At 56.8% G+C, this 13,700-nt stretch carries 14 protein-coding genes; 9 read left to right on the forward strand and 5 right to left on the reverse strand.

Annotation, left to right across the window (positions count from 1 at the left end; genetic code table 11):
• The first annotated feature begins 3 nt into the window (after nt 1-3).
• Together bhcC and bhcD are read left to right on the forward strand one after the other, a co-directional pair.
• On the forward strand, nt 4-1,167 hold the full coding sequence (gene bhcC, locus AC2FGC_RS05505; protein ID WP_496724105.1) for a 3-hydroxy-D-aspartate aldolase BhcC: 1,164 nt from the start codon (nt 4-6) through the stop codon (nt 1,165-1,167).
• Nucleotides 1,168-1,178: 11 nt separating this feature from the next.
• Nucleotides 1,179-2,162 (forward strand): iminosuccinate reductase BhcD, encoded by a 984-nt coding sequence (gene bhcD / locus AC2FGC_RS05510; protein WP_496724103.1) that lies wholly within the window; start codon nt 1,179-1,181, stop codon nt 2,160-2,162.
• A 55-nt stretch (nt 2,163-2,217) separates the two neighbouring features.
• Here the strand turns inward: bhcD and AC2FGC_RS05515 are convergent, their stop codons facing one another.
• A complete protein-coding gene (locus tag AC2FGC_RS05515; protein WP_496724101.1) occupies nt 2,218-3,003 on the reverse strand; it encodes an inositol monophosphatase family protein in 786 nt (261 codons plus the stop codon).
• A gap of 96 nt (nt 3,004-3,099) precedes the next feature.
• Nucleotides 3,100-4,005, reverse strand: a complete 906-nt coding sequence (locus tag AC2FGC_RS05520) for a LysR family transcriptional regulator (RefSeq protein ID WP_496724580.1) — start codon at nt 4,003-4,005, stop codon at nt 3,100-3,102.
• Nucleotides 4,006-4,099: 94 nt separating this feature from the next.
• Here AC2FGC_RS05520 and metF point away from each other — a divergent pair, with 94 nt between their 5' ends.
• Both metF and AC2FGC_RS05530 read left to right on the forward strand, forming a co-directional pair.
• Nucleotides 4,100-4,966 (forward strand): methylenetetrahydrofolate reductase [NAD(P)H], encoded by an 867-nt coding sequence (metF, locus tag AC2FGC_RS05525; RefSeq protein ID WP_496724099.1) that lies wholly within the window; start codon nt 4,100-4,102, stop codon nt 4,964-4,966.
• Between the two features lie 170 nt (nt 4,967-5,136).
• A complete protein-coding gene (locus tag AC2FGC_RS05530; RefSeq protein WP_496781600.1) occupies nt 5,137-5,787 on the forward strand; it encodes a J domain-containing protein in 651 nt (216 codons plus the stop codon).
• 50 nt (nt 5,788-5,837) lie between these two features.
• Here the strand turns inward: AC2FGC_RS05530 and AC2FGC_RS05535 are convergent, their stop codons facing one another.
• The gene (locus AC2FGC_RS05535; RefSeq protein WP_058275938.1) at nt 5,838-6,356 is read right to left on the reverse strand and encodes a YHS domain-containing (seleno)protein; all 519 of its coding nucleotides are present in this window, start codon (nt 6,354-6,356) and stop codon (nt 5,838-5,840) included.
• Nucleotides 6,357-6,606: 250 nt separating this feature from the next.
• Here AC2FGC_RS05535 and yghU point away from each other — a divergent pair, with 250 nt between their 5' ends.
• Nucleotides 6,607-7,485, forward strand: a complete 879-nt coding sequence (yghU, locus tag AC2FGC_RS05540) for a glutathione-dependent disulfide-bond oxidoreductase (RefSeq protein WP_496781601.1) — start codon at nt 6,607-6,609, stop codon at nt 7,483-7,485.
• A gap of 42 nt (nt 7,486-7,527) precedes the next feature.
• Here yghU and AC2FGC_RS05545 read toward each other — a convergent pair whose 3' ends face one another.
• Together AC2FGC_RS05545 and AC2FGC_RS05550 are read right to left on the reverse strand one after the other, a co-directional pair.
• The gene (locus tag AC2FGC_RS05545) at nt 7,528-8,316 is read right to left on the reverse strand and encodes an SseB family protein (RefSeq protein ID WP_496781604.1); all 789 of its coding nucleotides are present in this window, start codon (nt 8,314-8,316) and stop codon (nt 7,528-7,530) included.
• The gene (locus tag AC2FGC_RS05550) at nt 8,309-8,896 is read right to left on the reverse strand and encodes a uracil-DNA glycosylase family protein (protein WP_496781606.1); all 588 of its coding nucleotides are present in this window, start codon (nt 8,894-8,896) and stop codon (nt 8,309-8,311) included. The genes AC2FGC_RS05545 and AC2FGC_RS05550 overlap by 8 nt, the downstream gene beginning before the upstream one ends.
• A gap of 230 nt (nt 8,897-9,126) precedes the next feature.
• Here AC2FGC_RS05550 and AC2FGC_RS05555 point away from each other — a divergent pair, with 230 nt between their 5' ends.
• From AC2FGC_RS05555 to AC2FGC_RS05570, 4 genes are read left to right on the forward strand one after another with little or no spacing between them, the layout of a single operon-like run.
• Nucleotides 9,127-9,786 carry an ABC transporter ATP-binding protein gene (locus tag AC2FGC_RS05555; protein ID WP_282151737.1) on the forward strand — a complete coding sequence of 220 codons (660 nt, stop codon included), beginning with the start codon at nt 9,127-9,129 and terminating at the stop codon, nt 9,784-9,786.
• Nucleotides 9,764-11,338, forward strand: a complete 1,575-nt coding sequence (locus tag AC2FGC_RS05560; protein WP_496769020.1) for a KpsE/RkpR family capsule polysaccharide export protein — start codon at nt 9,764-9,766, stop codon at nt 11,336-11,338. The genes AC2FGC_RS05555 and AC2FGC_RS05560 overlap by 23 nt, the downstream gene beginning before the upstream one ends.
• 5 nt (nt 11,339-11,343) lie before the next feature.
• Nucleotides 11,344-12,177 carry a 3-deoxy-8-phosphooctulonate synthase gene (gene kdsA / locus AC2FGC_RS05565; RefSeq protein WP_496724085.1) on the forward strand — a complete coding sequence of 278 codons (834 nt, stop codon included), beginning with the start codon at nt 11,344-11,346 and terminating at the stop codon, nt 12,175-12,177.
• Nucleotides 12,178-12,191: 14 nt separating this feature from the next.
• Nucleotides 12,192-13,688: a phosphomannomutase/phosphoglucomutase gene (locus AC2FGC_RS05570; RefSeq protein ID WP_496778789.1), complete on the forward strand. Its 1,497-nt coding sequence runs from the start codon at nt 12,192-12,194 to the stop codon at nt 13,686-13,688.
• The last annotated feature ends 12 nt before the right edge of the window (nt 13,689-13,700 follow it).

Here is a 13,700-nt window from a genome sequence, read left to right on the forward strand (position 1 = left end):
GACATGAACAAACCTGTGAACATCAAAGAACTGGAAGTCGGGTTCGACATCCCCGCTGCCATCGGCATGGATGAAAGCGAAATCCAGACCCCTTGCCTGATCCTGGATCTCGATGCGCTGGAGCGGAACATCAAGAAAATGGGCGATTACGCCAAGGCTCACGGTATGCGCCACCGCGTGCACGGCAAGATGCACAAATCCGTCGACGTCGCCAAGCTACAGGAACAGCTCGGCGGTGCAGTTGGCGTCTGTTGTCAAAAGGTATCCGAGGCTGAGGTATTCGCGCGGGGCGGCATCAAGGACATTCTCGTGTCGAACCAGGTCCGTGATCTGGCCAAGATCGACCGGTTGGCGCAATTGCCAAAACTGGGCGCGCGCACTATCGTTTGCGTGGATGACATCGACAATGTCGCCGACCTGTCCAAAGCCGCCGTTGATCACGGCACGGAACTTGAAGTCTTTGTCGAAATTGACTGCGGCGCAGGTCGGTGTGGTGTGACCTCGACCCAGGCGGTTGTCGATATCGCAAAAGCAGTCAACGCAGCGCCAAACCTGAAATTTACCGGCATTCAGGCCTATCAGGGCGCAATGCAGCACCTCGACACCTATGAGGCGCGCAAAGAGAAGCTCGATACAGCCATCGCCATGGTCAAAGACGCGGTTGACGGTTTGAAAGCCGAAGGCATCGACTGCGAGCTGGTTTCGGGTGGTGGCACAGGATCGTACTACTTCGAGAGCAACTCGGGCGTTTACAACGAATTGCAGTGCGGATCTTACGCCTTCATGGATGCGGATTATGGGCGCATTCTGGACGAGAACGGCAAGCGGATCGATCAGGGCGAATGGGAAAACGCGCTGTTCATTCTGACCAGCGTTATGAGCCATGCCAAGACTGACAAGGCCATCTGCGACGCCGGCCTCAAGGCGCAATCGGTCGATAGCGGCCTGCCCTTCATCTTTGGGCGCGACGATGTGGAATACCTCAAGTGCTCGGACGAGCACGGTGTCATCGGCGACCCCGACGGCGTTTTGAAGGTGAACGACAAGCTTCGGCTTGTGCCCGGACATTGTGATCCCACCTGCAACGTCCACGATTGGTATGTCGGCGTGCGCGACGGCAAGGTTGAGGCGCTGTGGCCCGTGTCGGCCCGCGGAAAGGCTTATTGATGAGGGATGCTATGACCACGCAAGATGGCCTGCTGATTGTGGGCGAAGACCTGTGCGAACAGCTGGTGGGCCGCCAACAGGCCTTTGACGCGGTCCAATCCGTGTTTGGTGCGATGGCCAACGGCGGGGCACGGAACTTTCCTGTCATTCGCGAGGCACTGGGGTATGCCGATGCACTGTATGGGTTCAAATCCGGTTTTGATCGGGATGGACAGGTTTTGGGCGTTAAGTCTGGCGGCTATTGGCCGGGCAATGCCGAACAAGGATTGACCAATCACCAATCCACGGTGTTTCTGTTCGATCCCGACACGGGGCGGCTTTCGGCATTGGTGGGTGGCAACTACCTAACGGCCGTGCGAACAGCAGCTTCATCAGCGGTTTCCATCGCACATCTTGCCCGAAAAGACGCCAAAGTGCTGGGCATGGTTGGCGCCGGACATCAGTCGGCCTTCCAGCTACGCGCCGCCGCTGAACAGCGGGACTTTGAAAAAGTTGTCGCCTGGAATCCGCACCCCGACATGCTGCCCCGTTTGGCGGCTGTCGCCGAGGAAATCGGACTGGAATTCGAAGCCGTCAGTCAACAAGAGCTGGGTGCCCAATCGGATGTCATCATCACCATCACCTCGGCATTCGAGCCGCTATTGATGAAAGACTGGATCAAACCCGGCACGCATCTGGCCTGTATGGGCACAGACACGAAAGGCAAGATGGAGGTCGACCCGGCGCTGGTCGCCTCGGCCACCGTTTTCACCGACGAGGTCGCCCAATCCGCGACGATCGGCGAGGCGCAGCACGCTATAGGAAGCGGTACTTTGACCGAAACACAAATCACCCCAATTGGTGCAGTCATCAACGGCGATCATCCCGGGCGGACCAGTGCTGACGAGATCACCCTGTTCGACGGAACTGGCGTGGGTCTGCAGGACCTCGCTGTTGCATCCGTCGCCGCGCGGTTGGCGGACGAAGCAGGTCTGGCGCAACGCGCGACCCTCTAAAAACAAAAAAGCGCGCCTCAATCGGGGCGCGCTTGCGGAATTGCTATGTGACCGGTCAGCCCCGTATCACCTTGGAAAACTGGTCGAAAATCGGCTCGTTCGAACAGATCACTTCACCGTCTTCCAATACGTTGCCTTCAGGGTTTAGCGCCTGAACAAATCCGCCCGCTTCTTGGACGATGATGATTCCGGCGGCCACATCCCAGGAATTCAGGCGACGCTCCCAAAAGCCTTCGTAACGCCCCGCTGCCACATAAGCCATGTCCAGCGCGGCGGCACCCCAGCGGCGCACGCCAGCACAAGCGGGCATCAGACGCGCCAGATCCTGCAGGGTCGCAGGCAGGTCCGAACGGCCACCAAAAGGCAGGCCGGTCGAGAAAATCGACTCGATCATCCGATGACGGCCCGAGACTCGGATGCGCATGTCATTCATCCACGCACCCTCGCCTTTTTCGGCAAAGAACATCTCATCCTTAGCGGCGTCATAGATAACACCAGCGACGATCTTGCCCTTATGTTCCAGCGCGATTGAGATCGCCCAGTGCGGCAGACCGTGCAGAAAATTCGTGGTGCCGTCCAGCGGGTCGACGATCCAGCGGCGGGTCGGGTCTTCGCCGTCAATGGCGCCACCCTCTTCGGCCAGCCAGCCGTAGGTCGGACGTGCGCCCAGCAGTTCCTCTTTCAGGATCGCCTCGGCAGCAATGTCAGCTTTGGACACAAAGTCGCCAGCGCCTTTCATCGACACCTGAAGGTTCTCGACTTCACGGAAATCCTTGACCAAAGAACGCCCCGCCTTACGCGCGGCTTTGATCATGATGTTTAGGTTTGCGCTGCCAACCATTGTCCAAAGGCTCCTGTCCGGTCAAACCGCGCGTATACTGATGCAAAGCGCCCTTGCCAAGAGGAATGATGCGCATAGCAGACCCGCGTTTTTTGCCTATTGCTCTTGCAGCTTGCGCGCCTCGGTCCCGGCCAGCTTGATCAACTCTTGAACAAAGGGTTTTTCCAGATCCTCGCTGCGCACTGCCGCGTAAAGCCTGCGGGTGATGCCGTCCTTGGTCAGGGGGCGGGTGACGTAGTCGGAATTGTACTTCACTTCGCGCACAACCCAGTCAGGCAGCACCGAAATACCGCGGTTCGACGCGACGAGCAAAAGGATCACTGCAGTCAATTCGACCTGCCGGATTGCTGCCGGCTCGACCCGCGCGGGTATCAGCAACTGGCTGAACACATCGAGCCGGGTGCGCTCGACCGGATAGGTAATCAGGGTTTGCCCACGGAAATCCTCGGCTTCGATGAACTCTTTCTGCGCCAGCGGGTGGGATGAGGCAGCAACAAAAACAGCGTCATAGTCAAACAGTTCAATGAACTCGATGCCGGGCAGGTCTTCTGGATCGGACGAAACGACCAAATCGACTTCTTCTTTTTGCAGCGCAGGCAGGGCGTCAAATGCCAAACCCGGGCGGATATCGACGTCCACGTCACCCCAGGATTTCCGGAAAGATTCAAGCACCGGGAATAGCCATTCGAAACACGCGTGGCATTCGATCGCGATATGCATCCGGCCCGTATGCCCATCCCGAAGTGACGTGAATTCCTGTTGTGTGGCCTGGACTTGCGGCAATATTTGTTCGGCCAACCGCAGCAGCCGTAGCCCTGCCGCCGACAGTTTCATCGGCTTGGACCGGCGCAGGAACAGTTCAACCCCCGCCTGATCCTCTAGCCCCTTGATCTGATGGCTTAGCGCGGATTGGGTGATGTTCAGTTGATCCGCCGCACGGGCAAGCCCACCGCATTCGTGGATCGCCTTGATCGTACGCAGGTGGCGGAATTCAATGTGCATTACAGTGATACTCATGTTGTTCTTGAATAATATGAGTTTGTCTCACATTGCCCAAACTGGCACAAGGTCCTTGTACCAATCAAATGAGGCCGTGATGACCAAGCCAGAAATTTCATTCGAGTTCTTTCCGCCCAAGACGCTCGAAGCCTCGTTTCGTCTTTGGGACACGGTTCAGACTCTGGCCCCGTTAGAGCCGCGATTTGTCTCGGTCACCTATGGTGCGGGTGGCACAACGCGGGAACTGACCCGCGATGCGGTGGCGACCCTGCACAAATCCTCGGGGCTGCCTGTTGCTGCGCATTTGACATGTGTTGATGCCTCGCGGCAGGAAACGCTGGAAATCGCGGATACTTTCGCGCGGGCGGGCGTACAGGATATCGTAGCCCTGCGCGGTGATCCGCCAAGCGGTCAGGATCGTTTTGAGCCACACCCCGAAGGTTTTGCAAATTCGGTTGAACTGATTTCGGCCCTGGCTGAGACCGAGATGTTCAACATTCGAGTCGGCGCCTACCCCGACATTCACCCCGAGGCACAAAATGCCCGCACCGATATTGAGTGGCTCAAGGCCAAACTGGATGCAGGCGCAGATGAGGCCCTGACCCAGTTCTTTTTTGAGGCCGAGACGTTTTTCCGGTTCCGGGACGCCTGCGAAAAAGCCGGCATCGACAAGCCTATCGTGCCCGGCATCCTGCCGATCGAGAACTGGAAAGGTGCACGCAATTTCGCCAAACGATGCGGCACGCGCATTCCCCAATGGGTCGAACAGGCGTTTGAAAAGGCCGTGCGCGACGATCGTGAGGATTTGCTGGCTACAGCATTGTGCACCGAGCTGTGCTCGGACCTGATCGACGGGGGCGTGGACAAACTGCATTTCTACACGCTGAACCGGCCGGAATTGACGCGTGATGTGTGTTTTGCCCTTGGCATAACGCCGAAAACTGATCTGCAAAACGTGGCCTGAATGGGGCTCGGGAAAAGGGCGCCTTCACCGGCAGGAATAAAACTGAGAACAATTGCTGCGCACTGCCGCAATTGTTCCTGCAGGCACTTCAATTTTATGTGAAATTTGACAAGTTCGCAGTCCTGTTCAAACTGGGACAGTAACATTTTTTGTAATGAGTATTTTGGGTTATGGAACCTGCTGACAAGATCAATGCCCGCACAGAGGCACTGTATGCGCTAGGGTTAAATCAAAGCGCTACCTCTGATGAAATCAGAAACGCCTGGCGAAACATTGCGTTTCATGGGCACCCTGACCAAGCCGAAGGCGATAGTTCTGGATTTACACGCGCCAAAGAAGCCTATGACCTTCTGCGCAAGGAAGGGCTGGCAGGAAAGGGTATTGGGTCCGGAAAACCCCGACGTCCGAAACTGCGCCGTCGTATTCTTACACTGGAAACCGCCGACATCAACGCATGCCGCGCCCTACTGAACACAGCGTTGCCCGACCGATCGGACGAGGTCGAAACGCCGGAGCCTGAGCTGATGTGCAAGTCGGACCATGTGCCCGATGCAGTCGGGTTCTTTGGGCGCCATTTGACATTCTTTGTCTCAACGCCGGTCTATGAAGGTGCAAACCGCGTGGCATTGCCCACATCGGTTTTGGCGAGCTCACGCCAGACGGAAACCGAGGTGCTGAATTTCCAGTCCAACGACTCTGGCGGTGGCGAGGTTGTTGTGCCCGAAGCGATTACTGCGCGTACGTTCCCCGGGGCCAAAAGCGTTCGCATTCGGTTCGATGCCAATCAGCAGATGCGGGACGAATTCTCGTTTGCGCATTGACAAAAAAGCCCGGCTGAAATGAGCCGGGCTTTGACTTGGTGAGTGGCCACTTAGTTTGAAATCGGACCTTCCGAAGTGAATTTCGGGATCACGCTGGAGGATGCGCCATCGGGTTCGATCCCCGGCCAGTTGCCTTCGGCGAGGTTGATATTGCCGGGCACATCTTCTTCCCAGAAACCTACGACGACATCGGTGATGTTCAGGTAAAGCTTGTCATCGACGATGCGCCACAGGTTCGGGTTCGCCGGGACTTTGCCGCCCTTCGACACACCGTATGCGCAATGTCCGTCATATTGCGGTGCGTAGAAGGCCGGGTTCTCCTGAAATTTGTCGCGGTTCTCTTCAGACGAGAATGCCCAGGTGGCACCATTGTATTCCGCGGTGATATCTGCGCGACCGCGTACAGGTGCGGGCTGAGATTGACCAACCGCAACCTGATCCAGACCGCGGTAGGCGACAACATCGTAGCCGGATACGGCGAACCCGGTGCCGTCAATATACTGATCACCAGCAAAGGCCGGAGCGGCAAGGGTCAGTGCCGCAGCTACAGTCAGGGCAAAACGTTTCATGGTGGTAAGTCCTTTTGTCCTTGGGGTTGTTGATTTGCCCGAACTTGCGGGTCTGAACATACAATAGGCAATTCAGATCGCTTGCGAAGTCCCCCTCGCGCCGCTGTGACGTTGAATGAGAATTCGTGAGATGTCGGGTGAGGATTGTTACAAAAACGCTGCGCTCTGGGGGGTTGGACTCGGTGCTTTGCAACATTAGCTGTTGTGATGGACGGACAATTCACCTGCACTTTGCGAAGAAAGGCAAGAAATGAGCGAGCAACCGACCTATACGCCCCCAAAGGTCTGGACATGGGACAGCCAGAATGGCGGTCAATTTGCCAACATCAATCGCCCAATCGCTGGCGCCACTCACGACAAGGATCTGCCGATTGGACGGCACCCGCTGCAACTATATTCGCTGGCCACCCCCAATGGCGTCAAAGTGACCGTGATGCTGGAGGAACTGCTGGCGCTGGGTCACGAAGGTGCCGAATACAACGCATGGCTGGTGAATATCGGCGAAGGCGAACAGTTCAGCTCGGGCTTTGTCGGGGCCAACCCAAATTCGAAAATCCCCGCTCTTTGGGATCGCTCGGGCGATAAGCCGACACGCGTGTTCGAAAGCGCGTCGATCCTGTTTCATCTGGCCGAAAAGTTTGGTGCGTTTTTGCCCGCGTCCGGACCGGAACGTACGGAAGTCATGAATTGGGTCTTCTGGCAGATGGGCAGTGCACCCTATCTGGGCGGTGGGTTTGGCCATTTCTACGCCTATGCGCCGGAAAAGTTCGAATACCCAATTGACCGCTTTACGATGGAGACCAAGCGCCAGCTGGACGTTCTGGATCGCGAACTGACCGACAAGACGTATATCGCAGGCGAGGATTACACCATCGCGGACATGGCGATCTGGCCCTGGTATGGCCAGCTGGTTCTGGGCCGACTTTACAGCGCCGCAGAATTCCTGGACGTGGAATCCTACAAGAACGTCATGCGTTGGGCCAAGGCCATCGACGCACGCCCCGCGGTTCAGCGTGGCCGGATGGTCAACCGCCCGTTCGGTGAGCCACATACCCAGCTGCACGAACGTCACGAGGCCAGCGATTTCGAAACCCGCACCCAGGACAAATTGGAAGCAGCTGCGGAATAATCCCAAAAGCCCCGCAGATCATTCGTGCGCGGGGCTTTTTTCCTACTTTAGAATGGGTGGCTTATCCGGGTTGCTGCCCGGTATCGTCTGCGCGACAACACGCGCCTCCGGCTGCGGCAGATCGAACCGCAAACCAACCCGCGCCAATGAGGCAGCTGCCTGATCGTGCGCACCGAAGAACCCGACATCCATTGCCCCTGCCTCAATCCCGGAAAACGTCAACGCCTCGGACGCGGCTTTAGCGAGTGCGGGCTCGGCGCCTTCGACAGCACCTATGAACCCAAGCAGGTGCCCGGAACCGCCGCCTTCGGACTTCGTTCCCACCAGATATGCGGCTTCAGCCAATCCAACGGCCGTGGCAAGTTTCGCATCCAGTGCGGTCAACAAATCGTCGGGCAGACCCGCAGGGGGCAAGAACTCTGCCAACCGTTGCTGAACCTCCTCTGGTCCATGCTGCAGAGTTTCCGCCAGCCAACCCAGCGCCTCGGACGGGATCAGCATAGAGGACGGCGCAACTTCGAGGTTGAGGCCCAGCCCGATCCCCTGCCCCGCCAGCATGGAGGACAACACCCGGCCCGACAACGCCACATAAGGAACAGGACGTTCGGCAAACCGCGCTAACCGGTCCTCTCGGTCAAAGGCCAGCACGAAGCGTCCATCAGCGACGTCAAACAACTCGGGCGAGATATTTTCGCCCTTCGCCTCTTCCGTCAGCATCAGAAACAGCTCGCTGTCGGCAAGCCGTTCGAAGAAACGCAATCGCGCTGAATCATCGTTTGGGGCGGCAGCCATTGCGGTGTGGGCAGTGTCCAAAGCGGTGGTTTCAGTCATTCAGAACCTCTTGCACCCGCGCACGCAGAACCGGCAGAAGGTCGGTCTGGAACCACGGGTTTTTCTTCATCCATGCCGTATTCCGCCACGAGGGATGAGGCAAGGCAAAGACGCGCGGCGCATGGTCCCGCCAGTTGCGAACCGTTTCCGTCACCGAGCTGCGCACATTCAGGTGGTATTTATGAGCATGCCCACCCACCAAAATAGTCAGGGGCATCTCCCCCAGCGTTTGCATGACTTTGTTGTGCCAGGTTTTGCCGCACACAGGGGGGGGCGGCAAATCCGCCTTGCGCGCATCATAACCCGGAAAACAAAAAGCCATCGGCACGATTGAAACCCGTGACCGGTCGTAGAACACGGCTTCATCCACCCCAAGCCAATCCCGCAAGCGATCTCCGGACGGATCGGTAAACGGCCGACCCGATTCATGCACCCGTGCACCCGGAGCCTGACCGGCGACCAAAATCGGCGTTCCCGGCTGAAACCAGACCACCGGGCGGGGCTGATGGGCGGTCTCTGTCGCGGCAAATCTATCCGCGCAGATTCGGCAGGCCGAGATTTCTTTCTGTAGCGAATTCATCAGATGGCAAGGTTTCCTGCATCAAATTGGTTGACGGTCATCTTGAAAGATAGTCAACGCAATGCGTGGGTCCAACCGATGGAAAAGTCACAATACTAACAGCACACGTGCCAGTGGATTGATCATTGCCACCAAAACTCGACATAATATGGCCCACATAAAACGTAGGATAACAACCCGATTACCGACACATCCGGTAAGATTAACAAGGTGCAAGCAGCAGGCCCTCAATGCTTGAGTTTGAGAATGTTAGTAAGTCCTTCTGGACCGGGACACGCCGCAAGGTGATCCTGGACAGTGTCTCGTTTCGGGTCCAACTGGGCCGTTCGATTGGCATTCTTGCACCTAACGGAACCGGCAAGACCACCTTGATCAACATGATGGCAGGTCTGGAAAAGCCCGATGAAGGCGTGATTCGAAAGTCCTGCCGGGTATCTTTTCCTATGGGTTTCACCGGAGGTGTCGCAAACAAACTGTCCGCCCTGGAAAACGCGCGCTACGTCGCCAACATCTACGGGATGGACCCCGATTATGTCGAAGCCTACTGCAAATGGCTATGCGGATTGGGGGAGTATTTCGACCAACCCCTGGCCACTTATTCCAGCGGTATGAAGGGGCGCTTTACGTTTGCTTTGATGTTAGCTCTGGATTTCGACATGTACCTGATTGACGAAGGCATGCCGGCGTCGACTGATGTCGAATTCAACAGGAAGGCCGGCGACATCCTTCGGGAAAAACTACGCACGACAACATTGGTGATCGTGTCACACAGTCCCGCCGTGCTGGAGAAATTTGCGCAAGAGGCTGCCGTTTTGATGGATGGCCAGCTTTATATGTTCGACACCTTGGAAGAGGCAAAGCAGCTATATGACTACCAAACCCAAGGCTAGCATCTACAACTGGCGCCGCAAACGCCGCAATGCGGGAACGGAAGAAGACCGCGCTGACGCCATTTCGCGCATTCGCAACGCGACGCGGCCACCCGCTGCGGCCAATGACTCAGAGTCCAATACCGAGATTGACGCCATCAAAAACGAAGGGCTGACCGGGCGTCAATTGCGGATGGCACGCAGACTGGCGCAGAAGAACGGGCTGGAGGCGACTTCGGACTATGATGCGGTGCGTTTGCTGCGCCAAAAGGGCATCGATCCGTTTCATCGCGCCAATTTGCTGGGGATGGCGGGTGAAACGGCACAGACCGAGGATCAGACCAAGGACAAGGTCACGATTCATTTGCCGCAAACGGTCAGCGAAGGTGGAAGGACCCTGCCCGGACCGGAGATGTCCCCTACGCAACGGCGCGAGTTTGAAATTGGCGAGATACAGAAAGACATCGCCCGCCGCCGCCGTCGCAAACTGCTTGCCCTGTTTGCCCGCCTTGCGGTTTTCGTCTTCCTGCCCACCTTTATTGTCGGGTTCTATTTCTACCGAGTGGCGACGCCCATGTATGCCAGCGACTCGGCCTTCTCGATCCTTCAGGCGGACGGCGGCGGGGCATCGTTTGGCGGGTTTTTGGCGGGCACACAATATGCCACCGCGCAGGATTCTGTCGCCACACAGGAATTTCTGGAGTCCAAGGATGCCTTGCTGAGGCTTGAACGTGACATGGGCTTTGAAGAAATTTTCAAGCAGGAGTGGATCGATCCTATTCAACGGCTTTCGCCGGACGCCACGCTGGAAGAGGCCTACAAGCTCTTCCGACGCATGATCACCATCGGGTACGACCCGAGCGACGGCATTATCCGGATGGAAGTCGCGGCCCCTGATCCGCAGATTTCGGTGGCCATCTCTGACCGTCTTCTGTCCTACGCCGAAGAAACCATAAACGGGCTTACAGAACTTAAGCGCGAAGACCAGATGCGCGATGCGCTGGATGGTTTTGAAATGGCCCAGCAGGAACGCAGAAAAGCGCAGGAAGATCTGATCGAACTTCAGATTCAAGGCGCGTTGCTGGACCCTCAGAACGTCATCGCCAGCTTGCGTGGCCGCATAGACGCCATGGAAACGCAGATTCAGGACAAAGAACTACAATTGGCTGCCTTGCTGGACAATCGTCGTCCGAACCAGGCCAAGGTGGATGGTGCCCGTGCGGACATCGCGCGATTTGAGGCTGTGTTGGCAGAACTCAACGCGGAAATGCTGGATGTGTCAGCAGGCGAAAACTCGCTTGCCCGGCTCAGTGTACGAATTCAAATGGCGCAGGCCGATCTTGTTGCCAGGGATATGATACTGCAGACGGCTATGCAGCAAATGGAAACCACACGGACAGAAGCAAACCGCAAAGTGCGCTATCTGACGGTGTCCGTAAGGCCGGTGCCAAGTCAGGAACCCACCTATCCGCGCAAGTTCGAAAATACGATTTTGGCTTTTCTGTTGTTTGCTGGTATCTACCTGTTGATCTCGCTTACCGCGTCGGTCCTTCGTGAACAGGTATCCTCGTAAGACACATGAAACATGTAAAAATCTCCGACCTCACGGTCGGCAATGATCTGCCTCTGACGGTCATTGCCGGCCCCTGTCAGCTTGAAAGCGCGGATCATGCGCAGATGATCGCAGGCAAAATGAAAGAAGCCTGTGATGCCGCCGGTGCGCAGTACGTTTTTAAGGCCTCGTATGACAAGGCGAACCGCACCTCAATTTCAGGTGTCCGTGGACCCGGAATTGCCAAAGGTCTGGACATTCTGGATGATGTGAAAAATCAAATTGGGGTGCCTGTCCTGACTGACGTACATACGCCAGAGCAATGCGCAGACGCGGCCAATGTTTGTGATGTTTTGCAGATTCCCGCGTTATTGTGTCGTCAAACCGACCTGGTGTTGGCCGCAGCCCAAACAGGCGCGGCGATCAATGTCAAAAAAGGGCAATTTCTGGCACCATGGGATATGGCGAACATTGTCGCCAAGATCGAGAGTGTTGGTAACTCGAATATTCTGCTGACAGAACGTGGCACCTCGTTTGGGTACAACACCTTGGTGACAGATATGCGCTCGCTCCCGCAGATGGCGGCGACGGGCTATCCGGTTGTGATGGACGCAACCCACTCGGTTCAGCAGCCTGCTGGGCTTGGAGGTTCGACCGGCGGTCAGCGTGAATTTGCTCCGGTGATGGCACGCGCGGCTGCCGCCATAGGCGTCGGTGCTGTGTTTATTGAAACACACGAAGACCCGGACAAGTCTCCGTCAGACGGGCCTAACATGATCTATCTGGACCAAATGCCTCAATTGATTGACACTTTGATGCGCTTTGATGCATTGGCCAAAGCCAATCCTATACAGATTTGAGTAAGAGCAATAGCATGACCAAACCCATCCCCGAGGTGACCCCGAACACCTGGAGTTTTCTGCGCGATCCGATGATCAAGCCAACCGGTTTTCGCGAATATGACGCGCGCTGGAAATACCCGGAAGAGATCAACCTGCCCGGCATGACCGCGCTTGGCTTGGGTCTGGGCACACAGATGCGCAAGCGTGGGATCGAACCGGTGATCGCGGTGGGCAACGACTATCGCGACTACTCGCTGGCGATCAAGAATGCGCTGATCCTGGGGCTGATGCAGGCTGGCATTCAGGTCAAAGATATTGGCCCTGCGCTTAGCCCGATGGCCTATTTCGCGCAATTCCATCTGGATGTGCCCGCCGTAGCCATGGTCACAGCCAGCCACAATCCGAACGGCTGGACCGGGGTGAAGATGGGCTTTGACCGCCCGCTGACCCACGGCCCCGATGAGATGTCGGAATTGCGTGACATTGTCCTGAACGGCGAAGGCGTCACCCACGACGGTGGGTCCTACGAATTCGTCGAGGGCGTAAAAGAAGCCTATATCGACGATCTGGTCGGTGATTTCAAAATGTCCCGTCCCCTGAAAGTCGTATGCGCAACCGGAAACGGAACGGCTTCGGCCTTTGCACCTGAGATTTTCCAGCGCATTGGCGTCGAAATGGTGCCCAGCCACACCCAATTGGACTATACTTTCCCCCACTATAATCCCAACCCCGAGGCTATGGAGATGTTGCACGACATGTCCGCCTCTGTGAAAGCCAGCGGCGCCGATCTGGCTCTGGGCTTTGACGGCGACGGCGATCGCTGTGGTGTTGTGGATGATGAGGGTGAGGAGATCTTCGCCGATAAGGTCGGCGTGATCATGGCCCGCGATCTGGCCAAATTGTATCCGAACTCGACGTTTGTGGCAGATGTGAAATCCACTGGTCTGTTTGCCAGCGACCCTGAATTGCAGGCCCTTGGTGTCAAAGCGGATTATTGGAAAACCGGCCACAGCCACATGAAGCGGCGGGTCAAAGAGATCAACGCGCTGGCCGGCTTTGAGAAGTCTGGTCACTACTTTCTGGCTGAACCTATCGGGCGCGGCTACGACTGCGGGATGCGGGTTGCCGTTGAAATCTGCAAGCTGATGGATCGCAATCCGGATCAAAGCATGTCGGACCTGCGCAAGGCGCTGCCTAAAACCTGGTCGACGCCGACCATGTCGCCCTATGCAGCCGACACCGAGAAGTATGACATTCTTCAGCGGTTGGTCGACAAGCTGGTTGCCAAGGCAGATGCCGGAGGTACCTTTGCCGGTCGCGCGATCAAAGAGGTTGTCACCGTCAATGGCGCTCGTGTCATTCTGGACAATGGCAGTTGGGGTCTGGTTCGCGCATCCTCAAACACTCCGAACCTTGTCGTGGTCTGCGAAAGCAGCCAGAGCGAGGACGAAATGCGCGCAATCTTTGCCGATATCGACGCGGTCATTCGCACGGAACCCGGTGTGGGCGACTACGATCAAACCATCTAAGCGCTACTGCGT

It is taken from the genome of Ruegeria sp. CDSC054, from assembly GCF_059610645.1.

Coding starts and splice junctions, on each gene's coding strand:
- metF (WP_496724099.1), top strand. CDS start 4,100: ATGACCAAGCCAGAAATTTCATTCGAGTTCTTTCCGCCCAAGACGCTC.
- AC2FGC_RS05520 (WP_496724580.1), bottom strand. CDS start 4,005: ATGCACATTGAATTCCGCCACCTGCGTACGATCAAGGCGATCCACGAA.
- AC2FGC_RS05555 (WP_282151737.1), top strand. CDS start 9,127: ATGCTTGAGTTTGAGAATGTTAGTAAGTCCTTCTGGACCGGGACACGC.
- AC2FGC_RS05535 (WP_058275938.1), bottom strand. CDS start 6,356: ATGAAACGTTTTGCCCTGACTGTAGCTGCGGCACTGACCCTTGCCGCT.
- AC2FGC_RS05560 (WP_496769020.1), top strand. CDS start 9,764: ATGACTACCAAACCCAAGGCTAGCATCTACAACTGGCGCCGCAAACGC.
- bhcC (WP_496724105.1), top strand. CDS start 4: ATGAACAAACCTGTGAACATCAAAGAACTGGAAGTCGGGTTCGACATC.
- kdsA (WP_496724085.1), top strand. CDS start 11,344: ATGAAACATGTAAAAATCTCCGACCTCACGGTCGGCAATGATCTGCCT.
- yghU (WP_496781601.1), top strand. CDS start 6,607: ATGAGCGAGCAACCGACCTATACGCCCCCAAAGGTCTGGACATGGGAC.
- AC2FGC_RS05550 (WP_496781606.1), bottom strand. CDS start 8,896: ATGAATTCGCTACAGAAAGAAATCTCGGCCTGCCGAATCTGCGCGGAT.
- AC2FGC_RS05570 (WP_496778789.1), top strand. CDS start 12,192: ATGACCAAACCCATCCCCGAGGTGACCCCGAACACCTGGAGTTTTCTG.
- AC2FGC_RS05530 (WP_496781600.1), top strand. CDS start 5,137: ATGGAACCTGCTGACAAGATCAATGCCCGCACAGAGGCACTGTATGCG.
- AC2FGC_RS05515 (WP_496724101.1), bottom strand. CDS start 3,003: ATGGTTGGCAGCGCAAACCTAAACATCATGATCAAAGCCGCGCGTAAG.
- AC2FGC_RS05545 (WP_496781604.1), bottom strand. CDS start 8,316: ATGACTGAAACCACCGCTTTGGACACTGCCCACACCGCAATGGCTGCC.
- bhcD (WP_496724103.1), top strand. CDS start 1,179: ATGACCACGCAAGATGGCCTGCTGATTGTGGGCGAAGACCTGTGCGAA.